The 21378-nt window shown below is 70.6% G+C and carries 18 protein-coding genes; 12 read left to right on the top strand and 6 right to left on the bottom strand.

Annotated elements, in window-relative coordinates; all coding sequences use genetic code 11:
* Positions 1-231: 231 nt before the first annotated feature.
* From HBB12_RS28625 to HBB12_RS28615, 3 genes are all read right to left on the bottom strand, one after another.
* A complete protein-coding gene (locus HBB12_RS28625; protein WP_236992469.1) occupies positions 232-1998 on the bottom strand; it encodes an ABC transporter ATP-binding protein in 1767 nt (588 codons plus the stop codon).
* 245 nt (positions 1999-2243) lie between these two features.
* Positions 2244-3596: an MFS transporter gene (locus tag HBB12_RS28620; protein WP_442919332.1), complete on the bottom strand. Its 1353-nt coding sequence runs from the start codon at positions 3594-3596 to the stop codon at positions 2244-2246.
* Positions 3593-4375 carry a PRC-barrel domain-containing protein gene (locus HBB12_RS28615; protein WP_236992468.1) on the bottom strand — a complete coding sequence of 261 codons (783 nt, stop codon included), beginning with the start codon at positions 4373-4375 and terminating at the stop codon, positions 3593-3595. The genes HBB12_RS28620 and HBB12_RS28615 overlap by 4 nt, the downstream gene beginning before the upstream one ends.
* Positions 4376-4807: 432 nt before the next feature.
* Between HBB12_RS28615 and HBB12_RS28610 the strand changes: the two genes are divergently transcribed.
* From HBB12_RS28610 to HBB12_RS28580, 7 genes are all read left to right on the top strand, one after another.
* Positions 4808-5566: a pyridoxine 5'-phosphate synthase gene (locus tag HBB12_RS28610; RefSeq protein WP_236992467.1), complete on the top strand. Its 759-nt coding sequence runs from the start codon at positions 4808-4810 to the stop codon at positions 5564-5566.
* Complete coding sequence (gene acpS, locus HBB12_RS28605) at positions 5563-5964, top strand: holo-ACP synthase (RefSeq protein WP_236992466.1); 402 nt, start codon at positions 5563-5565, stop codon at positions 5962-5964. The genes HBB12_RS28610 and acpS overlap by 4 nt, the downstream gene beginning before the upstream one ends.
* A 153-nt stretch (positions 5965-6117) precedes the next feature.
* Positions 6118-6909, top strand: coding sequence for a signal peptidase I (gene lepB / locus HBB12_RS28600; RefSeq protein ID WP_236992465.1), 792 nt, complete (start codon positions 6118-6120; stop codon positions 6907-6909).
* A 36-nt stretch (positions 6910-6945) separates the two neighbouring features.
* Positions 6946-7719, top strand: coding sequence for a ribonuclease III (rnc, locus tag HBB12_RS28595; protein WP_236992931.1), 774 nt, complete (start codon positions 6946-6948; stop codon positions 7717-7719).
* A complete protein-coding gene (era, locus tag HBB12_RS28590; protein WP_236992464.1) occupies positions 7716-8690 on the top strand; it encodes a GTPase Era in 975 nt (324 codons plus the stop codon). The genes rnc and era overlap by 4 nt, the downstream gene beginning before the upstream one ends.
* Entirely contained in the window at positions 8690-9619 is a 930-nt protein-coding gene (locus HBB12_RS28585; protein ID WP_442919381.1) for a class I SAM-dependent methyltransferase, read from the top strand. The genes era and HBB12_RS28585 overlap by 1 nt, the downstream gene beginning before the upstream one ends.
* A 10-nt stretch (positions 9620-9629) precedes the next feature.
* Complete coding sequence (locus tag HBB12_RS28580; protein ID WP_236992462.1) at positions 9630-10373, top strand: pseudouridine synthase; 744 nt, start codon at positions 9630-9632, stop codon at positions 10371-10373.
* 6 nt (positions 10374-10379) lie between these two features.
* Here the strand turns inward: HBB12_RS28580 and HBB12_RS28575 are convergent, their stop codons facing one another.
* The gene (locus HBB12_RS28575) at positions 10380-10634 is read right to left on the bottom strand and encodes a type II toxin-antitoxin system RelE/ParE family toxin (protein WP_236992461.1); all 255 of its coding nucleotides are present in this window, start codon (positions 10632-10634) and stop codon (positions 10380-10382) included.
* A gap of 46 nt (positions 10635-10680) precedes the next feature.
* Positions 10681-10923, bottom strand: a complete 243-nt coding sequence (locus HBB12_RS28570; RefSeq protein ID WP_336886968.1) for a ribbon-helix-helix domain-containing protein — start codon at positions 10921-10923, stop codon at positions 10681-10683.
* 258 nt (positions 10924-11181) lie between these two features.
* On the opposite strand from HBB12_RS28570, the gene HBB12_RS28565 reads away from it, so the two are divergent.
* Positions 11182-12312, top strand: a complete 1131-nt coding sequence (locus tag HBB12_RS28565; RefSeq protein WP_336886961.1) for an adenylate/guanylate cyclase domain-containing protein — start codon at positions 11182-11184, stop codon at positions 12310-12312.
* Positions 12313-12439: 127 nt separating this feature from the next.
* On the opposite strand, the gene HBB12_RS28560 is transcribed toward HBB12_RS28565, so the two are convergent.
* A complete protein-coding gene (locus tag HBB12_RS28560) occupies positions 12440-14095 on the bottom strand; it encodes an ABC transporter substrate-binding protein (protein WP_236992459.1) in 1656 nt (551 codons plus the stop codon).
* Positions 14096-14325: 230 nt separating this feature from the next.
* Here HBB12_RS28560 and ahcY point away from each other — a divergent pair, with 230 nt between their 5' ends.
* The 4 genes from ahcY (at position 14326) to HBB12_RS28540 (ending at position 21101) form a co-directional block, all read left to right on the top strand.
* Entirely contained in the window at positions 14326-15732 is a 1407-nt protein-coding gene (gene ahcY, locus HBB12_RS28555; protein ID WP_236992458.1) for an adenosylhomocysteinase, read from the top strand.
* A gap of 400 nt (positions 15733-16132) precedes the next feature.
* Positions 16133-18604, top strand: coding sequence for a sensor histidine kinase (locus HBB12_RS28550; protein ID WP_236992457.1), 2472 nt, complete (start codon positions 16133-16135; stop codon positions 18602-18604).
* A gap of 207 nt (positions 18605-18811) precedes the next feature.
* On the top strand, positions 18812-20341 hold the full coding sequence (gene tsaE, locus HBB12_RS28545) for a tRNA (adenosine(37)-N6)-threonylcarbamoyltransferase complex ATPase subunit type 1 TsaE (RefSeq protein WP_236992929.1): 1530 nt from the start codon (positions 18812-18814) through the stop codon (positions 20339-20341).
* Between the two features lie 16 nt (positions 20342-20357).
* Positions 20358-21101: a nucleotidyltransferase family protein gene (locus HBB12_RS28540; protein ID WP_236992456.1), complete on the top strand. Its 744-nt coding sequence runs from the start codon at positions 20358-20360 to the stop codon at positions 21099-21101.
* Positions 21102-21378: the final 277 nt, after the last annotated feature.

The raw sequence follows: 21378 nt of genomic DNA, 5'->3' as shown, positions 1-21378 counted from the left end.
TGTGTGAACACGCTAGCTCTGCGGGGGAGGGTGGACCCAGCGTCAGCAGGGGCCGGGAGAGGGGAACCACGCTTCCGGAAAGGTCGCGCCCTTCATGCAGGGCGCCACCTGGATCAGCGTCGCGCTGCCCCTCTCCCGGCCTGCTCCGCAGCCCACCCTCCCCCGCAGAGGGGGGGAGGGTTTAACGGGCGCGGCCTTCAGAGAAGACCGGTGCGTGACGCGGGACTCGGCTTACGCCGCCTCGCGCGACAGCTTGATCGTCTCGCGCTGGATCAGGTCGCGGTAGAACCCGTCGAGATGGACCAGGCGGTCGGGCGCGCCGTCCTGGATCACCTGGCCGCCGTCGAGCACGACGATCCGGTCGAAGTCCTTCAGGGTCGAGAGCCGGTGCGCGATGGCTATCACCGTGCGGCCCTTCATCAGGTTGCCGAGCGCCTCGCGGATCGCCTCTTCCGACTCGGTGTCGAGCGCCGAGGTGGCTTCGTCGAGGAGCAGGATCGGCGAGTCCTTCAGGATCGCGCGGGCCACCGCGATGCGCTGGCGCTGGCCGCCCGAGAGCTTCACGCCGCGGTCGCCCACGATCGTGTCGAAGCCGCCCGGCAGGTCGTTGATGAAGTCGGTGCAGCGGGCGGCCGCAGCCGCGGCCCACACGTCCTCGTCGCTGGCATCCGGCCGCCCGTAGCGGATGTTCTCGCGCAAGGAGCGGTGGAACAGCGAGATGTCCTGCGGCACCACGGTGATCGCCTCGCGAAGCGATTCCTGCGTGACCCGGCCAATATCCTGGCCGTCGATCAGGATGCGGCCCTTCTGCGGATCGTAGAAGCGCTGGAGCAGGGTGAACAGGGTCGACTTGCCGCCGCCTGAGCGGCCGACGAGGCCGACGCGCTGGCCGGGCTGGATGTCGAGGTTGAACTCGCCGAACACCTCGCGGCCGTCCGGATAGTTGAACGCCACGCTCTCGAAGGTGATGCGGGCGCCCTCGCCGACGAGGGGCTTGGCTTCCGGGTGGTCGCGCAGGTCGTGCGGCTGGAGCAGCGTGCGCAGGGCCTCCGACAGGCGGGCGGTGTGCTGGGTGACGTCGACGAGGGCCACGGCGAGGTCGCGGGTCGCCGCCAGGATGGTGATGCCGAGCGTGCAGACCAGCACCACCTGGCCGGCGGTGGCGGCGCCCTGCTGCCACATCTGGATCGCCCAGTAGAGCAGGCCGAGCACCGCCGCGACCGTGATGAGGGCATGCATGATCCGCAGGCGCTCGAGGTAGAGGAGCGAGCGGCGGCGCGCCGTCATCTCGGTGCCGATGGTCTGGTCGAAGCGGGCGAATTCGCGCTTGTAGGCCGAGAAGGCCCGCACGAGCGGCATGTTGCTCACGAGATCGACCATCTCGCCGTCGACGGCGGCGGCCTTCTCGGCGAAGTCGTGATGCAGCGGCTTGCCGGCGGCGGCGATGCGGAACATCAGCACGACCACGCCGCCGCAGATGACGAGCAGGCCGAGTGCCATCGTCACGCTGACGCTGCTGACGAAGAGGATCGCGCCGAAGGCCGCCGCGCAGGGCGGCATCACGTTCCAGACGAACATGTTCTCGGCGGTGAAGATCGCGTTCGAGGTCGCGGTGATGCGGCTGGCCAGCGTGCCGGGCTGCCGGTCCGCGAAATAGGACGGCGAGTGGCCGGTGAGGTGCTGGAACAGGTCGCGGCGGATGTCGCCGGTGACCTTCACGAAGGTGAAGCTGGCGATCAGGCTCGCCACCCGCCACAGCATGTTGTCGGCGGCGATGAAGCAGATCAGCACGGTCAGGGCCGGCCAGATCAGGTGGTTGTTCTCGGGGCCCTTGCCGAGGGCGTCGACCACGCCCTTCAGTCCGTATTGGGTGCTGACCGAGCAGGCCACGGCACCGAGCACCGCGACCAGGATGGCCGCGTGGGGCACGATCCGGCGGCGCAGGTAACGGGCCAGGAAGTGCCAGGGCCGGTTGGCGTACGCGCTGAGGTCATCCATCGTGGCGATCGATCCCGGTTCTTCGCACGCGTGCGACCCGCGGTCGGGAGAGGGACGGGATGCAAGAATCCCGCCGCAGCCTCTCCGCACGAACCCGCAAGCCCCACCCGCTTCTCGCAACGCGCAAGCGTCGCCATGTGTTGCAGGCGAAAGGTGCTGCCCGCTGTCTAATCCGTCGTTTCTGAACGGGAGTTGAGCGGCGTTGCGCTGCACACAGCCGTTCCGCCCGGTCTCGACATGCCTTCTCAGCGCGCCTGGGCCCGCCTCGTCTCCGGCATGATCGCCACCACCAGGATCAGCGCCAGGAAGGCCACCGCCGAGAGGCCCACGAAGGCGGCGTGGGAGCCGAAATGGTCGGCCATGTAGCCCGACAGGGTGGTGCTGGCCGCAGCGCCCAGGCCCATCGCGGTGCCCACCGCCCCGAGCGCCATGTTGAACCGGCCGGTGCCGCGGGTGCAGTCGGCCACGACGAGCGGCACCATCACGCCGAGCACCGCGGCCGAGATGCCGTCGAAGACCTGCACCGCCACCAGCAATTCGGGGGCGTCCGTATAGGCGAAGAGCAGGCCGCGGATCGGCAGGGCGGCGAAGCCCAGGATGAGGAGCGGGCGCCGTCCATAGGCCTGGGCGGCTCGTCCCACCGCCGGGGCGATCAGCGCCATCACCAGCTGCGGGGCCATGATGCAGGCGGCGATCAGGATGGTGGCGGTGTGGCTCGCCCGCACCGTGAGCACGCTGCCGACCAGCGGCAGCATCGCCGCGTTGGAGACGAAGAACAGGGTGATGCAGGCGGCAAAGCATAGGAGCGCCCGGTTGGTCACCACGAGCTTCAGGCTCTCCCAGCCGCCGGGCGCTCTCTCGCCCTCCGGAGCCTGCGGGCGCACCAGGTCGATCTCGCTCGCGCGCACGAACCACAGGGCGGCGAGCGTCGGGAGGGCGAGCGCCGCCGTGACGTAGAACACCGCCTCGCTCGACAGGTAGTAGCCGCAGGCGCCCATGCCGGCGGCGGCGAGCGCGTTGCCGATCGAGGAGAAGCGGGCGTTGCGCCCGAGCCGTTCGCCCAAGCCCGCATGGCCGACGAGGCCGAGGCTGATCGCCGCGATGGCCGGGGTGAGGGTGCAACTCGCGATCGAGTGCGCCGCCATCGAGAGCGCCACGATCAGGAAGGTCGGGAAAAGGGCGAGACCGGCGGCCGACAGGCCGATCACCGCCACCGACAGGGCGGCGACGAAGCGCTTCGAGGTCACCCAGTCGACGAAGGCGCCGCCGGGCACCTGCCCGAACAGGCTGAACAGCCCGCCGATGGTGAGAACCAGCCCGATATCGGACTGGGTCCAGCTCTGCGAGGTGAAGTACACCGCCACGAACGGGCCGAAGCCCGTCTGCAGGTTGGCGACGAAGAACGTGAACGCGTCGAGCCCGCGGCTGCTGGTGAGCGACGGCGCCGGCTTCTCCCCGCGCCGGCCCGGAGAGGCGCCCGCCCGGTCCCGGGCGGAATCCTGGCGGGGATCAGGCCGGGGATCCTGCCGCATCTCGGAGCGGGACGCTTCCCGGTCGCGGTGGGCGAGGGAGCGGTGGGCCTGGCGCGGTCGCGTCATTTGTCCGGCGGGTTGCGGGAGGCGGCCTGGTCGGCGTCGGGAGCCGGCGCGGCCGCCGCCGGCGGCGAAGCCGGGGGTGCGGCGGGAGTCGCCACCGGCGGCGCGGCGGGGGCGGGTGAAGCAGGGGCTGCCGCGGCAGACGAGGCCGGCGGCGGCACCGGGCCGGCCGGGCCGAGCACCACGATCGGGTCGCCGGGCTTGTATTCCGGCGAGACCCGGACCTGGTTGCGGTTGAGCTGGAGCACCGCGCGGCCGGGCTTGTTGTCGGCCGAGAAGTGCAGGGCGCGCCAATCCACCGCGATCTTGCGCGAGCCGACCCCGAGGAAGCCGCCGAAATCGATGATCGCCGCGCGGGGCTTGCCGTCCTTGTCGACGATGATGTCGATGATCCGGCCCATATCCTCGCCCGCGGCGCTGCGCACCGGCTTGCCGAGGACGCCGTCGTAATCCTGGGTGTCGAGGACCGTGGCGGGCGTGCCGTGCGGCACTGCCGGGGCCTGCGCCGCGGGGGCGGGGTTCGCCGGAGCTTGCGCCGCGGGCGCTTGTGGCTGTGCCGCAGGCGCTTGTGGCTGTGCCGCAGGCGCTTGCGGTTGTGCCACGGGCGCCTGAGCGGCGGGAGCGGGAGCCGAGGTGGCCGCTGCCGGAGGCTTCTGCGCGTCGGCCGGGGCGGAGCCCTGCTGGGCGTGCGCCGCCGTCACGGCGGAGAGCGTGCAGGCTGCCAGCAGCATCCGCAGGGTTCCGGGTAGTGATGCGGGCAAGCGGGCCTCACGCAGGGTCACACGACGCGTCCCCCCGGAAACCGCGGCCAGGGCCGACGGTTCCGGAGGCGGGAGGTCCGGATGCGGGACGAACGCGGCGAAGTTGTGGGGGCGGGGCGGCAGGGGCAGCCGGGCGGGCGCATCACCGCCGCGGTCGAGCCGTCGAGCAGACATCGTGGGCCTCCGGGGCAGGCGCGGCGGCCCGCCCGAGCATCGGTCGTCGGGTTGTCGCGGCGGGGCCTTGCACCGGACGGGTATCCGGATCCGCGCCGCGGAAACAGCACAGTGCGGCGCCGCGGGCGAGGTTGTCCAGGCGGATGCCCGGCTCGCGCGCGCTTTCCCGGGGAGTGTTGTTCCGCCATACGGGCGGCTGGCGGGGGCGGGCGGGCGACGCTACATCGCGGGTGTCCCCGAGACAGTCCCTCCCGAGAAGCCGCCCCGAGAACGCCGCCGATGTCCGTCTCCCCCCTCCGCCTCGGCGTCAACGTCGATCACGTCGCCACCCTGCGCAACGCCCGCGGCGGCACGATGCCGGATCCGGTGCGCGCGGCGCACGTCGCGGTCGCGGCCGGGGCGGACGGCATCACCGCCCATCTGCGCGAGGATCGGCGCCACATCCGCGATGCCGACATGGAGCGGCTGCGCCGCGAGATCGACCGCCCGCTCAATTTCGAGATGGCGGTGACCGACGAGATGATGGGAATCGTCCTGCACTTCCGGCCCCATGCCGCCTGCCTGGTGCCGGAGAAGCGCGAGGAGCGCACCACCGAGGGCGGGCTCGACATCGTCGGCGGGCGCGAGCACCTGGCGCCTGCCATAGTGCGCCTCAACGAGGCGGGGATCCGGGTCTCGCTCTTCGTCGAGCCCGAGATCCACGTCATGGAGGCGGCCCGGGCGCTCGCCGCTCCCGTGGTCGAATTGCATACCGGGACCTATTGCGAGGCGGTGATCGAGGGGGACGAAGGCCGGATCCGGGCCGAGCTCGCCCGCCTCGCCCGGGCGGCCGAGCATGGCAGCGCGCTGGGGCTCGAGATCCATGCCGGCCACGGCCTCACCCTCGACAGCGTCGGTCCGGTGGCGGCTCTCCGCCAAGTGCGCGAGCTGAATATCGGCCATGCGCTGATGGCGGAGGCGATCTTCGATGGCCTCGCCCCGGCGATCCGGGCGATGCGGGCCGCGATGGACGCCGCCCGTCCCGGGACCGCCGCATGATCGTCGGCATCGGCTCCGATCTCTGCGACATCCGCCGCATCGAGCGTTCGCTGGAGCGCTTCGGCGACCGCTTCACCCACCGGGTGTTCACCGAGGGCGAGCGCGCCCGCAGCGACCGGCGCGCCGCCCGTGCCCCGTCTTATGCGCGGCGCTTCGCCGCCAAGGAGGCCTGCTCCAAGGCGCTCGGCACCGGCATGAGCCACGGCGTGTTCTGGCGCGACATGGAAGTGGTGAACCTCCCCGGCGGCCGGCCGACCCTGCGCCTCACCAACGGCGCGGCGGAACGCCTCGCCGCCCTGATCCCGCCGGGCCACCGCCCGGTGGTGCACGTCACGCTCACCGACGACCCGCCGCTGGCCCAGGCCTTCGTCATCATCGAGGCGCTGCCGGAGGGGTAGCGGCCCGTCCGAAGGTGATTCGCGCCCGTCTGCCTCGGCGCGTTGCGGGCGGGCAAGCGTTGGTCTAGACCCCCCGCACCGCGCAAACAGCCGGCCGCGTGCCCACGGCGGGTGCCCAGGCGATAGCTGCACGGACCGCCGGAGAGAACGAGCATGGATCGCGCACGCACGGACCAGGACCTGAAACGCGGCAAGGACGCCGGCCTCTGGGACTCGATCAAGGAGACCGTCAAGGTCGGCGCCCAGGCGCTGCTGATCGCGCTGGTGGTCCGCACCCTGCTGTTCCAGCCGTTCAACATCCCGTCCGGCTCGCTGATCCCGACCCTGCTGATCGGCGACTACCTCTTCGTCTCGAAGTACTCCCTCGGTTATTCGAAGTACTCCCTGCCCCTGAGCGAGTACCTGCCGTTCGAGGCCAAGGGGCGGATCTGGGGCGCCTCCCCGAAGCAGGGCGACATCGTCGTCTTCAAGCTGCCCAAGGACAACGCCACCGACTACATCAAGCGGGTGATCGGCCTGCCGGGTGACCGGATTCAGGTGATCGAGGGCGTGCTCAACATCAACGGCCGGCCGGTGAAGCGCGAGCGCATCGCCGATTACTCGACCACCGATGCCTTCGGCCAGCCGACCCTGGTGCCGCAATACCGCGAGACCCTGCCCAACGGCGTCACCCACGAGATCATCGAGCGCGACGGCGACCGCGGCCTGTGGGACAACACCCAGGTCTATACCGTGCCGCCGGACCACTTCTTCATGATGGGCGACAACCGCGACAACTCCACCGATTCCCGCGACCTCGGCAATGTCGGCTACGTGCCCTACGAGAATCTGATCGGCCGGGCCGAGGTGATCTTCTTCTCGATCGACGAGGGCGCGGCCGCCTGGCAGATCTGGAACTGGCCCTGGACGGTGCGCTGGAACCGGATCTTCAAGCCGATCCACTGACGGGAGGTGACGAGCGTGAGCGACGCCGACGCCGCAATGCCGCAGGCCGAACCGCCGGTGACCGGCGCAGGCGACGCCCCGCCGCGGCGCAAGCGCGGGATGCGGCGCCGACCCGACCTCTCGGTGCTGGAGGAGCGCATCGGCCACCATTTCGCCGACCGAGACCTCCTGGTCCGGGCGCTCACCCATGTCAGCGCCACGAACGGGAAGGGCAGCTACCAGCGCCTCGAATTCCTCGGCGACCGGGTGCTCGGGCTCGCGGTGGCGGACGGGCTCTACAACGCCCTACCGGGCGCCGACGAGGGCGACCTGTCGCGGCGCCTGTCGAGCCTGGTGCGGCGCGAGAGCTGCGCCATGGTGGCCCAGGCCTGGGAGGTCGGCCCGCATCTCAATCTCGGCGGCGGCGAGGTCCATGGCGGCGGGCGCCGCAACGCGGCGATCCTCGCCGATGTCTGCGAGGCGATCCTGGGGGCGATCTTCCTCGATGCCGGCTACGGCGCCGCCAAGGCGGTGATCGACCGCGCCTTCGAGGCCGACCGCCAGACGGAGGGGACGCGCAGCCGCGACCCGAAATCGGCGTTGCAGGAATGGGCGCAGTCGCAAGGCTGGCCGACGCCGACCTACGCGGTGGTGGAGCGGGCCGGGCCCGACCATGCCCCGCAATTTCGTATCGAGGCCCGGGTCACCGGCGTCGCGCCCGGCATCGGCATCGGCGGCTCGAAGCGCCTGGCCGAGCAGACGGCCGCGCGCGATCTGCTGGTGCGCGAGGGGCTGTGGACCGGGGACGAACCCGGGGAGCAACCAGAATGACCGACGACGACACCACACCCGAGACCGAGGATGACGGCGCGCTCCCGAGCGCTCCCGCCGACACCACTCCCCCCAAGGATACCCGCGCGGGCTTCGTCGCCCTGATCGGGGTGCCGAATGCCGGCAAGTCGACCCTGCTCAACAGCCTCGTCGGCACCAAGGTGTCGATCGTCTCGCGCAAGGTGCAGACCACCCGGGCGCTCGTGCGCGGCATCGCCATGGAAGGGTCGGCCCAAATCGTCTTGGTCGATACGCCCGGCATCTTCGCACCCAAGCGCCGCCTCGACCGGGCGATGGTGACCTCGGCCTGGAGCGGGGCCGCCGATGCCGATGCGGTCTGCCTGCTGATCGACGCCCGCAAGGGGGTGGACGAGGAGGTCGACGCGATCCTCAACCGGATGCCGGAGCTGAAGCGCCCGAAATACCTGGTGCTCAACAAGATCGACCTGATGCCCCGTGAGAAGTTGCTGGCGCTCGCCGCCGCGCTCCACGAGCGGGTCCCGTTCGAGCGCATCTTCATGATCTCGGCGCTGACCGGCGACGGGGTCGACGACCTGCGCCGCGAGCTCGCGACCCGGATGCCCCCGAGCCCCTGGCTCTATCCCGAGGACCAGGTCTCCGACGCGCCGCTGCGGATGCTCGCCGCCGAGATCACGCGCGAAAAGATCTACGACCGGCTGCACGAGGAACTGCCCTATTCCTCGACCGTTGAGACCGACCAGTGGCAGGTCCGGCCCGACGGTTCGGTGCGGATCGAGCAGACCATCTTCGTCGAGCGCGAGAGCCAGCGGAAGATCGTGCTCGGCAAGGGCGGCCAGACCATCAAGGCCATCGGCCAGGCCGCCCGGATCGACATCGCCGAGGCGGCGGAGGCGAAGGTCCACCTGTTCCTGTTCGTGAAGGTGCGGGAGAACTGGGCCGACGATCCGGAGCGCTACCGCGAGATGGGCCTGGAATTCCCGCGCGGCTGATTCCTGTGACCGATCCGATCTCCCCCCGCCCGGGCGTCTACGGACACCCGCCCGCCGAACTCGCCGAGGTGCCGGAGGGCGCCGTCCAGCTCTCGCCGCTGCTGCCCGGCGGCACCGCCCTGGAGGAGCTGGCCCCCGGCTCGCTGCCCGGCCTGACCGTGCTGGCCCCGCCCGGCACCCTGGAGCGGCGCCACGTGCTGGCGCTGGCCTTGCGGGCGCTCGCGCCCGGCGCAAGCCTCACCGTGCTCGCCCCGAAGGACCGGGGCGGCTCCCGGCTCGCCCGCGAACTCTCCGGCTTCGGCTGCCGCCTCGACGAGAGCGCGAAGAGCCACCACCGCATCGTCCGGACATCGCGGCCCGACGCGCCGACCGGGCTCGACGAGGCGATCGGCGAGGGCGCGCCGCGGCGCGACGACGGCCTCGGCCTGTGGACGCAGCCCGGCATCTTCTCGTGGAACCGGATCGATCCCGGCACCGCCCTGCTGATCGAGACGATGCCGGCCCTGTCCGGGCGCGGCGCCGATCTCGGCTGCGGCCTCGGCATCCTCGCCCACGCCGTGCTGGCCTCGCCGAAGGTGACCGCGCTCGCGCTCGTCGACAACGACCGCCGGGCCGTCGAGGCCTCCCGGCGCAACGTCGACGATCCCCGCGTGACGGTGACATGGGCCGATGCCCGGGACGCCGGCGCGGTGCCGGAGCGCCTCGACTTCGTGGTGATGAACCCGCCCTTCCACGATGGCGGCGCCGAGGACCGGACGCTGGGCCAGGCCTTCATCCGCCGCGCCGCCGCCGCCTTGCGGCCGGGCGGGACGCTGTGGCTCACCGCCAACACCCATCTTCCCTACGAGGCGACGCTGGGCGAGGTGTTCAAGGAGGTGACGCAGCGGGCCGCCGCCCACGGCTACAAGATCCACGAGGCGCGCAAATGAGCCGCGGGCGATGAGCGCGAAGGCGAAGGTGGCGTCGGTCCGGCTCGACCGGCTGCTCGCCAATCTCGGCTACGGCTCGCGCCGCGAGATCCAGATGCTCGCCCGGGCCGGCAAGGTGGTGCTCGACGGCGCGCCCTTGCGCGACGCCGACCAGCGCATCGCCCTCGACCCGGACCTGCCGGCCCGCCTCACCGTCAGCGGCAAGAACCTCGACCCGCTGCCGGGCGTGGCGCTGATGCTGCACAAGCCCCTCGGCGTGACCTGCTCGCACAAGGAGGCCGGCGCGCTGGTCTACAGCCTGCTGCCGCCACGCTGGCGCCGCCGCGAGCCGCCGCTCTCCACCGTCGGCCGCCTCGACAAGGAGACCTCGGGGCTCCTGCTGCTGACCGACGACGGCGCGCTCTTGCACCGGATCATCTCGCCGAAGGCGAGTGTGTCGAAGCGCTACCAGGTGACGCTCGACCGCCCGTTGCGCGGCGACGAGGGCGCGATCTTCTCCTCCGGCACGCTGATGCTGGAGGGCGAGGAGAAGCCGCTGCTGCCGGTGATCCTGGAGGTCCATGGCCCGACGAGCGCCGCCGTCACCCTGACGGAAGGCCGCTACCACCAGGTCCGGCGGATGTTCGCGGCGGTCGGCAACCACGTCACGGTCCTGCACCGGGATCGGGTCGGGGCGCTCGACCTGCCGGCGGACCTGGAACCCGGGCAGTGCCGGGTGATGGGGGAGGGGGATGTGACGCGGGTGTTCGCGTAGGCTTCCTCAGATCCCCAGGCTCAAGTCCTTACGACCGTCCAGAACGGCGACGATCTGAATGGCATCGACGGGGTCGTCGTCCGTATCCGGCGTGATTTCGTAGAGGATAAGGTAGGGCGGCTCCACGAGAACGCGTGCCGTTGGTCGGATATCAGGGCGCCTCGGCCCCATCTTGGGATGCTGTCGCAGCGTCTCGGCTCGCTGCTCGAGGCGATCGTAGAGGCGCTCGGCCGCGTCCGGATTATGAATGCCGATCGCCAAATAGATGTCGAGAAGAGCTTCTCGGGCCGATCTCGACCACGCGAAGCTAGCGATCACAATCGTCGTGCAGTTCGGCGAGGCGCTGACGGGCTTCTTGTCTCAACGCCTTGAAATCGGCCTCTCCGGCCGATCCACTGGCCTTGCCTGCATCCCAGGCCTGTTGCATCCGCTCAAGATCGTTGGCGCGGGTCTGCCGGCGGTCCGACCACAGCCGGACGGCATCGCGAACCGCCTCGCTCGTCGTCGCATATTCTCCCGCCTCGACGGCGGCGCGGATCTGCGCCGCCATCGGCTCGGGAAAGACGACCGTCATGCGCTCGATCTGCGCCATGGCATCCTCAACGGCTGGCTCGCTGTGTATGAATTTATCATACTTGTTCATACCCGACGAGGCCGTGTAGGCATCGGAACCCCCCTGTTCACGACGTCGCCTCGTGTGCTGCCGCACGACGCCCGTCTGCCCGGCGCTGCCAAGTTCCTGATCATCATTGTATGGCCGTTATTGCTCGGTCATCCATACGATATCGTTCCCGAGCCGAGGAAGACGATGTCGTACGGCGCCGCAACCTTCTGGATCATCATCGCCGCTGTCAGCGCCTCGTTCGGCGCCCTGCACGGCCTCCTGTTCGCCGACGGCCCGACGGTCGCGGGCATCCTCTACGGGGCCTGCATCGGCGTCCTCACCATCGCGTATGAGCGCGGCGTCTTCCTCGCCGGCTACACCGAGCGCCTGCGCCGGCTGCCCACACTGGCCTATTTCGCGGCCGCCGAGGTCAGCCTTGTGCTCGTCATCGTCATCGGCATGGCGCTGACCGGCCTGTGTCTCTGGACGCTCGGCATCGTCGACAAGCCCCTGACGGAAGCCGTCACGCCGAAGCTCTCCACCATTCCCTTCGCGCTGGCGATGTCGGCGATCATCGTCGCGGTCCTGCGCGTGCGCGACCTGATCGGCGGCGAGACCTTCGTGAACCTCGTCCTCGGGCGCTACCATCGCCCGGTCCGGGAGGAGCGCGTCTTCCTGTTCCTCGATCTCGCCGGCTCGACGGCTTACGCGGAACGACACGGCGACCTTGCCGCCCAGGAGCTGCTGACGGCGGTGTTCTCGGCAATCGCCGAGCCGGTGCGCCGGTATTGCGGTCAGGTCGACGACTATATCGGCGATCAGGTGATCGTTTCCTGGCCGCTCGCGCGCGGCGTCGTGCAGGCGCGGTGCGTCGCCTGCGTCTTCGCGATCCGTCAAGCCCTCGACGCCGACCGGGAGCGCTGGCTCGCGCGCTTCGGCCTGGTGCCCGAGTTGCGCGCGGCCCTGCACGGCGGCAGCGTGGTGACGGCGGAGGTCGGCGTCGACCGGCACAAGATCGCGTATTTCGGCGACGTCATGAACGCGACCGCCCGGCTCGAGGGTTTGTGCCGGGAAACCCGACGCGACGTGCTGATCTCGGAGGCGGTTCTCGCCCGGCTGCCGCGGCTCCCCGAGGGCATCGCGGCGGAAGCGCTCGGCGCGTATCAGTTGCGAGGGCGGAGCGAGACGATGATCGTGCATGCGCTCGCGGACGGGCGCAAGCCGCGCATCGTCGGTGCGCCTGCGGCGGCCGACGCCGACCGCCGGGTGGTGGGCCTCCGCCGCTCCGCGCGGCCGAGGGCCGTCGTTTCCCGATCGGTCGGCCTCGGCCACTAAGCAGACTTGCGTTGGCGTGCAACGCTTCGTCCGCTTAGGTTGTTGTTTTGTCGCAGATTTTTCGCGCCGAACCGGTCACCGCGTCGGCGAAATCTGCTCAGGGCTGACCGAGGCGCCGCGGATCGCCTTACCCGAGCGTCGTCAGATCCTGAAACCAGTGCTGCGCCTGGGTATACCCCTTCACCTTGCCAGACAGGGCATGCGGGTTGGTGTCGTGCACGACCCAGACCTGGACCGCGTCGTCCACCACGATCTCGTGGATGCGCGCCAGCATCCGGTCCTGCTCGGCCGGGTCGAAGCTCGCCCGGACCGCGTCGCAGAGCCGGTCCACCTCCGGGTTGCGGTAGTGGCTCCAGTTCACGCCGGTCGGCGCGACCTGCTTCGAATCGTAGAAGCGCAGGATGGCGTAGAGCGGGTCCGAGGTGACGTAGGCAATGTTGCTGCCGGTGACGCCCTTCAGCGACGGGTCGGCGGCGCCCTGGCGCCAGGCGGTGTAGGCCACTTCCAGCTCGACCGCCCGGAACTCGACGGCGATGCCGATCTCGGCCCAGCTCTGCTGCACGAACTCGTTGATCGGCAACGACAGCATCTGGCCCGAGCCGCCGGTCGGGATGATGAAGGTCGTCCGCAGCGGATTCTGGACCGAGAAGCCGGCCTCCTTCACCAGCTTGCGCGCCGCATCGACATCATACCCGATCTTGAAGCCCGGCTTGCCGAACCACGGGCTCGATGGCTGCACCTGCCCGACGGCCGGGGTCGCGAGCCCGCCCATCAGGGCGGCGACGCCGTCGCGGTCGATGGCGAGGTTGGCGGCCTTGCGCAGGCGCAGGTCGCGCCACGGGCTGCCCTCCAGCATCGACAGGTGGTAGTTCCAGACATGCGGCGTGTCGTTGCCCGTCACCCGCATGCCGGCGCCCTTGAGCCGCGGCACCGCGTCGGGTGCGGGCAGCTCGATCAGGTCGGCATTGCCGGAAAGCAGCGCATTGGCCCGCGCCAGGTCCTCCGGGATGCAGGCCAGCGTCAGCTTGGCCAGACGCGGCCTGCGCTTGGCGTTCCAGTAGGCCTCGTTCGGCACCAGCTCCAGGCGCACCCGCGGCACCAGGGCGGCGAGGCGATAGGGGCCGGTGCCGGAGGGCTGGAAGGCGAACTTGGTCCAGTCGCGCCCGACCGCCTCGTATTGCGCCGGCGACGAGATCAGGAACCACAGCATCTGATAGGGAAACAGCGCGTCGACCGCCTTGGTGGTGACCTGCACCGTCATGGCGTCGAGCCTCTTGTAGGACGCCACCGAGGGCAGGCGCGGGCGCACCTGCGAGGCCTGGCGCTGGTCGTAATGCGGGGCCTTCGCGTCGAGCACCTTGTCGAAGTTCCAGACCACCGCGTCGGCATCGAAGGCCGAGCCGTCGTGGAACGTCACCCCCTCGCGCAGGCGAAAGACCCAGTTGCGGCGGTCCGCCGGGTCGCTTTCCCAGGAGGTCGCGAGACCCGGCACCAGCTTGCCCGGCCGGTCGGCGACGTCGAGCTCCCAGGCGACCAGGGGATCGTAGAGGGTGAGCCCGGTGAACTGGTAGCCGCCCGCGCCCCGGTCCGGCTGGCCGGTGGTGAGCGGCAGGTCGAACAGCGAGATGCCGTAGGTCAGGTGGCCGGCGGCCTTGCCATCGGCGCTTGCCGTCGCTGTCCCTTGGGCCGCCCCTTGCGCGAGCACGGTGCCGGTGGGTCCGAGCGCCGCGAGGGCGGAGGCTCCGGCGAGCCACTGGCGGCGCGAGAGGGAAATGGGGCTCATCGATGGACCTCGGCTGGGGCGCGGCCCGTCCGGCCGCGTTACGCGCCTGACGTCTGCAAGGAGCATGCGAGGCAAAGGGCGTGCGACGGCAAGGAGGGTGCAAGCGAGGCCGGGCAACCGCCGGCCTACCTTCGAACCGGTCGTATAAAGACATCTTTATATCTTGATTGCCTCCCTGCCGGGGGGCTGCTATAGGCCCCGTCGAACCGGCCGACACGGGAGACCGACCAATGCCGAGCACGAACGACTACATCGTCAAGGACATCGCCCTGGCCGATTTCGGCCGCAAGGAGATCGCGATCGCCGAGACCGAGATGCCCGGCCTGATGGCCGTGCGCGAGGAATACGCCGCGAGCCAGCCGCTGAAGGGCGCCAAGATCGCCGGCTCGCTCCACATGACGATCCAGACCGCGGTGCTGATCGAGACCCTGAAGGCTCTCGGCGCCGATCTCCGCTGGGTGTCGTGCAACATCTACTCGACCCAGGACCACGCCGCCGCGGCCATCGCCGCCGCCGGCATCCCGGTCTTCGCCATCAAGGGCGAGACCCTTGAGGATTACTGGAACTACACCGCCAAGCTGTTCGAGTGGCATGACGGCGGCATGCCGAACATGATCCTCGACGACGGCGGCGACGCCACGATGTTCGTCCATCTGGGCCTGCGCGCCGAGCAGGGCGACACCGCCTTCCTCGACAAGCCGGCCTCCGAGGAAGAGGAGATCTTCTTCGCGCTCCTCAAGCGCATGCTGGCCGAGAAGCCGAAGGGCTGGTTCGCCGGTCTCGCCGAGTCGATCAAGGGCGTCTCGGAGGAGACCACCACCGGCGTGCACCGCCTGTACCTGCTCGCCAAGGAGGGCAAGCTCCTCTTCCCGGCGATCAACGTCAACGACGCGGTCACCAAGTCGAAGTTCGACAACCTCTACGGCTGCCGCGAGTCGCTGGTCGACGGCATCCGCCGCGGCACCGACGTGATGATGGCCGGCAAGGTCGCGATGGTCGCGGGCTTCGGCGATGTCGGCAAGGGCTCGGCCGCCTCGCTCCGCAACGCCGGCTGCCGCGTGATGGTCTCGGAGGTCGATCCGATCTGCGCGCTCCAGGCCGCGATGGAGGGCTACGAGGTCACCACCATGGAAGATGCCGCGCCGCGTGCCGACATCTTCGTGACCGCCACCGGCAACAAGGACGTCATCACCCTCGACCACATGCGGGCGATGAAGGACCGGGCGATCGTCTGCAACATCGGCCACTTCGACAACGAGATCCAGGTCGCGGGTCTCAAGAACCTGAAGTGGCAGAACATCAAGCCGCAGGTCGACGAGATCGAGTTCGCCGACGGCCACCGCATCATCCTCCTGTCGGAGGGCCGTCTGGTGAACCTCGGCAACGCCATGGGCCACCCGTCCTTCGTGATGTCGGCATCCTTCACCAACCAGACGCTGGCCCAGATCGAGCTCTGGACCAACCCGGGCAAGTACGAGAAGAACGTCTTCACCCTGCCCAAGGCCCTCGACGAGAAGGTCGCGGCGCTGCACCTCGAGAAGATCGGCGTCAAGCTGACCAAGCTGCGCGAGGACCAGGCCGCCTATATCGGCGTCAGCCAGTCCGGCCCGTTCAAGCCCGACCACTACCGTTACTGATCGGCGCCAAGGTCATATGAAGATCGCGCGATGATCGCGCGGTGATCGAAGAAGAGCCCGGCCGAAAGGTCGGGCTCTTCTTTTTGCGTGTACGCTCGACATATGCGGTTGTGCGATCGCGACCGGCGCCAGTGTTCCGCCTTCGTTCCGTCTCAGGTGTGGCATTTCTGTGCTCTTGACGATGCTCCGTGCGAGCATCGCCGGCCTCCCCCCAATTCACCCCTTCCGGGGCGAATCCACGCCGCGCTAAACTGCGGGCGAATCTCTGGGGAGGGGAGGCGCCGCGCGGTCATGGCCGTGCGGCGCCTCCCAGCGTTCATCGAGGCGTAGCGTTCAGGTTGTCAGGCGTGCCGGTCCGGTCGAGGGCCGGTGCGCCGGTTCGCGTGGAGACGGACGGATCATGGGGTTTGGACGTACGCCGCGACGGCTCGGCGGCGGCGCGGGTGCCGGCATCCTGGGCGGCGCACTCGGTCTCGCGGCCGCCGCCCAGGCGGCGGAGACCGCTCCGGGCCTCCATGCGCACAACGCCGTGGGCTTCGCGGTGCTGATCGGCCTGACGATCTTCGCCACCATCCTGTCGCTGCTCTACCTGCGCGAGCGCGCCCGCTGGGCCCGGCGCGAGCACACCCTGAACACCGAGCTCGCCGAGTTGCGCGGCGCCCACGACCGGGCCGACCTGCTGCTCGGTTCCGAGCCGCAGGTCGTCGTGACCTGGGATTCCCGCGGCGAGCCCTTGATCGAGGGCGATGTCGGCATCACCGCGGAAGGGGCCCGGCCGGGCTCGGTCCGCCGGGTGCTGGCCTTCGGGGCCTGGCTCGTGCCCGCCGACGCCGCCGCCCTCGACGCCGCGGTCGAGTCCTTGCGCGGGCGCGGCGAGCGCTTCCGCCGCACCGTCCACACGCTCCAGGGCCGCACCGTCGAGGCGCAGGGGCAGGCGGTCGGCGGCCAGGCGCTCCTGCGCCTGCGCGAACTCACCGGCGAGCGCCGGGAACTCGTCGCGCTGCGCGCCACCTTGGAGGAGGCCCGCCACGGGCTCGACGCGCTGTCCGGCCTCCTCGACACGATCCCGCAGCCGGTCTGGCGCCGCGGCCGCGACGGGCGCCTGGCCTGGGCCAATGCCGCCTACGCTGCCGCAGCGGAAGCGGGCGACGGCGCCCGTGCGGTGCGCGAGGGGGCCGAACTTCTGGAACGCACCGCCCGCGAGGAGGCGGAGCGCCGCCGGTCCCGGGGCGGGGCGGGGCCGTTGCGGGTCTCGGCCGTGGTGGCGGGCGCGCGCCGCACCCTCGACGTCACCGAGGTGGCGACCGACGCCGGGACCGTCGGCATCGCCGTCGACGTCTCGGAACTGGAGAGCGTCCGCGCCGACCTGCAGCGCCAGATGGACGCCAACGTCCGCACCCTCGACCAATTGCCCACCGCCGTCGCGATGTTCGACGCACGCCAGCAGCTCATCTTCCACAACGCCGCCTATCGCCAGCTCTGGGACCTCGACCCCGCCTTCCTGGAGGGCCGTCCCCTCGACGGCGAGATCCTCGACACCCTGCGCAACGCCCGGAAACTGCCCGAGCAGGCGGATTTCCGCAGCTGGAAGGCCGGGGTGCTCGCCGCCTACCGGGCCGCGGAGGCCCAGGAGACCTGGTGGCACCTCCCCGATGGGCGGACCCTGCGCGTGCTGGCCGACCCGAATCCGCAAGGGGGCCTGACCTACCTGTTCGAGGACGTGTCCGAGCGGGTCCATCTCGAATCGCGCTACAACGTGCTGATGCAGGTGCAGAGCGAGACGCTCGACACCCTGCGCGAGCCGGTGGCGGTGTTCGGCACCGACGGGCGGCTGAAATTCGCCAACCGCGCCTTTACCCAGGTCTGGCGCATCGGCCCCGAGATGGTCGAGGTCCAGCCCCACATCGACCAGGTGATCGCGGTTTGCCGGACCTTGAGCCCGGCCGAGGAGCCGTGGGCGCAGATCCGCGAGGCGGTGACCGGTCTGGTCGATGCCCGCCGGGGACTCGCCTGCCGGCTGGCGCTCGCCGACGGCACGATGCTCGATTGCGCCGCCGAGCCGCTGCCGGACGGCGCGACGCTGCTCACCCACATCGACGTCACGGCGAGCGTGAACGTCGAGCGGGCGCTGACCGACAAGAACGACGCCCTGGAGCGCACGACGCGGCTGCGCGACGAGTTCGTGCACCACGTCTCCTACGAGCTGCGCTCGCCGCTCACCAACATCATCGGCTTCACCGAGCTCCTCGGCGACGAGACCGTCGGCGCCCTCAACCCGCGCCAGCGCGAATATGCCGACCACATCATGCGCTCCTCGGCGGCGCTCCTCGTCATCATCAACGACATCCTCGACCTCGCCTCGATCGATGCCGGCTCGATGGAACTGACGCGCGAGCGGGTCGACGTGCAGACCACCATCGCGGCGGCGGTGCGGGGCATCGGCGACCGGCTGGCGGAGGCCGACATCGCCCTCGTCCTCGACGTGCCGCCGGACATCGGCACCTTCGTCGCCGACGGCAAGCGCGTCCGCCAGATCCTGTTCAACCTGCTCTCCAACGCGGTCGGCTTCTCGGCCCCCGGCCAGCAGGTCCGGGTCTGCGCCCGCAAGGACGGCGAGAGCCTGGTCCTGGAGGTGATCGACCAGGGCCGCGGCATGCCGCCGGAGGTGATGGCCCGGGTCTTCGAGCGCTTCGAGAGCAACACGCTCGGCACCCGCCACCGCGGCGTGGGCCTCGGGCTGTCGATCGTGCGCTCCTTCGTCGAGCTGCATGGCGGGCGCATCGACATCGCGTCCTCGCCCGGATCCGGAACCCGGGTCACCTGCACCTTCCCGGTCGGGGACGGGGAGGCCCATCTGGCGGCGGCCGAATAGCCGGCAGGGCGGCCGCCGCGAGAACGTCGAGTCGTGCCGGTGGGTGACGGAGTCGGGAAAATCCGGCACCCTGCGCGCATCGTGTCGGACGCAAGTGTCGCACGGCCCCGGGGACAGCCGGGAAGGATTAAGGTTCATGGGCTATCACCGAGGCCTTCAGCCCCGGACGGGCCCGTGAGCGAGGATGGCGGAGTGGACCAGGAGGGCATGGCCGAGCGCACACCCTGGGAGATCGTGCTGCCGGACGAGAGCGCGACCGAGGATCTCGGTCGCTTCCTCGCGGAGATCCTGCGGCCCGGCGACCTGGTGGCGCTGTCGGGCGGGCTCGGCGGCGGCAAGACGACGCTGGCCCGGGCGATCATCCGCGAGATCGTCGGCGACCCCGACCTCGAGGTTCCGAGCCCGACCTTCACGCTGATCCAGCCCTACGAGGGACGCGGCGGGCAGGCGGTGGTCCATGCCGACCTCTACCGCCTGCGCGGGCCCGACGAACTGGTCGAGCTCGGCTTCGACGAGATGACCGAGCGGGCGATCGCCCTCGTCGAGTGGCCCGACCGGCTGCCGCCGCGCCACGGCCCGACGCTCGCCATCGACCTCTCGCTCAAGCCCGAATTCGGCGACGACGCCCGCCTCGCCCGCCTCATCGGCGGCGGCGGCTTGGGCGGCCGGCTGATGCGGGCCCGGGCTTTGCGCGTCCTCCTCGACCGCTCCGGCTGGGGCGAGGCCGAGCGCTTCCACATGCAGGGCGACGCGTCGAGCCGGTCCTACGAGCGCCTGGTCAACCCGGACGGAACCAAGGCCGTGCTGATGGTCTCGCCGCCGAAGGCCGACGGGCCGCCGGTGCGGGACGGCAAGCCCTACAGCGCCATCGTCCATCTCGCCGAGAGCGTCCACGCCTTCGTCGCCGTGGATCGCGGCCTGCGGGCGCTGGGCCTGAGTGCCCCCAAGATCCTCGGCGAGGACCTGGAGGCGGGGCTCCTGATCCTGGAGGATCTCGGCACCGAGCCGGTGGCCGACCAGAACGGCCCGCGCCCCGAGCGCTACGCCGAAGCCGTGAAGGTGCTGGCGCGCCTGCACGGCACGACCCTGCCCGGCGTGCTGCCGGTGGCCGAGGGCCGCGACCACGTGCTGCCTCCTTACGACCGCGAGGCCCTGCTGTTCGAGGCCGAGCTGCTCCCCGAATGGTACGCACCCTTCGTCGCCAACTCGCCGCTGGCGCCGGCGGCCCGGGCCTCCTTCGTGGCGGCCTGGGGCGAGGCGCTCGACGGCCTGGAGGGCGAGGCCCGGACCTGGACCCTGCGCGACTACCACTCGCCCAACCTGATCTGGCTGCCCGAGCGCGACGGGATCGAGCGCATCGGCCTGATCGACTTCCAGGACGCGGTGCTCGGCCACCCGGCCTACGACGTCGCCTCGCTGCTCCAGGATGCGCGGGTCGATGCCAGCGCCGAGTTCGAATTGCGCCTCCTCGGCCTCTATGCCCGCGAGCGGAAGCTCCGCGACGCCGAGTTCGACATGCAGGGCTTCGCCCGCGCCTATGCGGTGCTGGGGGCGCAACGCGCCACCAAGATCCTCGGCATCTTCGCCCGCCTCGACCGGCGCGACGGCAAGCCGGGCTACCTCGCCCATCTGCCGCGCATCGAGGGCTACCTCGCCCGCAACCTCGCCCACCCGGCGCTCGCCGGTGTCCGGGCGTGGTACGCGGCGCATCTGCCGCGCCTGTGCCCCGAACCCTGACGAAACCCCGCCCGCGATGACCGATACACCTGCTCCCGCCGTGACGCGCGCCTTCGTGCTGGCCGCGGGCCTCGGCAAGCGCATGCGCCCGATCACCGTCACCACGCCCAAGCCCCTGGTCGAGGTCGCCGGCAAGTCGCTGGTCGATTACGCCCTCGACCGGATCGCCGAGGCCGGGATCCCCGAGGCGGTGGTGAACGTGCACTACCTCGCCGACCTGATGGAGGCGCATCTCGTGCGCCGCCGCGGCCCGCCGCACATCGTCGTCTCGGACGAGCGCGACCGGCTGCTCGAGACCGGCGGCGGGGTGAAGAAGGCGCTGCCGCTGTTGGGCGAAGCGCCGTTCATGGTGCTGAACTCCGATTCGTTCTGGCTCGAAGGGCCGCAGCCGAATCTCCGCCGCCTGGTCGCCGCCTGGGACCCGGAGCGGATGGACATGCTGCTGCTGCTGGCGTCTGCCGCCACCAGCCTCGGCTATGACGGGCCGGGCGACTTCCACATGGACAAGGAGGGGCGCCTGACCCGCCGCGCCGAGCGCGAGGTCTCGCCCTTCGTCTATGCCGGCGTCGCCATCCTGAAGCCCGACCTGTTCGCCGACACCCCCGAGGGCTCGTTCTCCCTCAACCTCCTGTTCGACCGCGCCATCGCCGCCGAGCGCCTGTTCGGGCTGCGCCTCGACGGGCAGTGGCTGCATGTCGGGACCCCCGAAGGGCTGCGCGACGCCGAGGAGCGGGTGAAGGCGAGCGCGGCGCAGCCGTGAGGGTGGGGGTTAAGCCAGTCCGACACCGATAGAGCGCTGGTTTTCCCCCTCTCCCCGCGGGCGGGGAGAGGGCTGCGTCTCCGTTCAGGAGATGCAGCAAGCCCGCAGGGCGAGGGTGAGGGGGTGTGTCCGGAGGAGTCTCATCCGTCGAGACCCCCTCACCCTCGCTTCGGCTTCGCCTGCGCTTGTCACAGCCCCGACAAGGGGGCCGTGACCCTCTCCCCGCCCGCGGGGAGAGGGGGAAGTTGTGCCTCAGCCAATGACGCCCAGTCTGCCG

Origin of the sequence: Methylobacterium sp. SyP6R (assembly GCF_019216885.1) — a bacterium.
In the GTDB taxonomy this organism is placed as follows: Bacteria; Pseudomonadota; Alphaproteobacteria; order Rhizobiales; family Beijerinckiaceae; genus Methylobacterium.
Note: the sequence above shows the minus strand (reverse complement) of the source record. Positions and strands in the feature narration are given on the sequence as shown.

Excerpts from the sequence above, each read along its gene's own strand:
- HBB12_RS28550 (WP_236992457.1), top strand. The coding sequence starts at position 16,133 with ATGGGGTTTGGACGTACGCCGCGACGGCTCGGCGGCGGCGCGGGTGCC.
- HBB12_RS28580 (WP_236992462.1), top strand. The coding sequence starts at position 9,630 with ATGAGCGCGAAGGCGAAGGTGGCGTCGGTCCGGCTCGACCGGCTGCTC.
- lepB (WP_236992465.1), top strand. The coding sequence starts at position 6,118 with ATGGATCGCGCACGCACGGACCAGGACCTGAAACGCGGCAAGGACGCC.
- ahcY (WP_236992458.1), top strand. The coding sequence starts at position 14,326 with ATGCCGAGCACGAACGACTACATCGTCAAGGACATCGCCCTGGCCGAT.
- HBB12_RS28620 (WP_442919332.1), bottom strand. The coding sequence starts at position 3,596 with ATGACGCGACCGCGCCAGGCCCACCGCTCCCTCGCCCACCGCGACCGG.
- acpS (WP_236992466.1), top strand. The coding sequence starts at position 5,563 with ATGATCGTCGGCATCGGCTCCGATCTCTGCGACATCCGCCGCATCGAG.
- HBB12_RS28610 (WP_236992467.1), top strand. The coding sequence starts at position 4,808 with ATGTCCGTCTCCCCCCTCCGCCTCGGCGTCAACGTCGATCACGTCGCC.
- HBB12_RS28540 (WP_236992456.1), top strand. The coding sequence starts at position 20,358 with ATGACCGATACACCTGCTCCCGCCGTGACGCGCGCCTTCGTGCTGGCC.
- HBB12_RS28565 (WP_336886961.1), top strand. The coding sequence starts at position 11,182 with ATGTCGTACGGCGCCGCAACCTTCTGGATCATCATCGCCGCTGTCAGC.
- rnc (WP_236992931.1), top strand. The coding sequence starts at position 6,946 with ATGCCGCAGGCCGAACCGCCGGTGACCGGCGCAGGCGACGCCCCGCCG.
- tsaE (WP_236992929.1), top strand. The coding sequence starts at position 18,812 with ATGGCCGAGCGCACACCCTGGGAGATCGTGCTGCCGGACGAGAGCGCG.
- HBB12_RS28625 (WP_236992469.1), bottom strand. The coding sequence starts at position 1,998 with ATGGATGACCTCAGCGCGTACGCCAACCGGCCCTGGCACTTCCTGGCC.
- HBB12_RS28560 (WP_236992459.1), bottom strand. The coding sequence starts at position 14,095 with ATGAGCCCCATTTCCCTCTCGCGCCGCCAGTGGCTCGCCGGAGCCTCC.
- HBB12_RS28570 (WP_336886968.1), bottom strand. The coding sequence starts at position 10,923 with ATGGCGGCGCAGATCCGCGCCGCCGTCGAGGCGGGAGAATATGCGACG.
- era (WP_236992464.1), top strand. The coding sequence starts at position 7,716 with ATGACCGACGACGACACCACACCCGAGACCGAGGATGACGGCGCGCTC.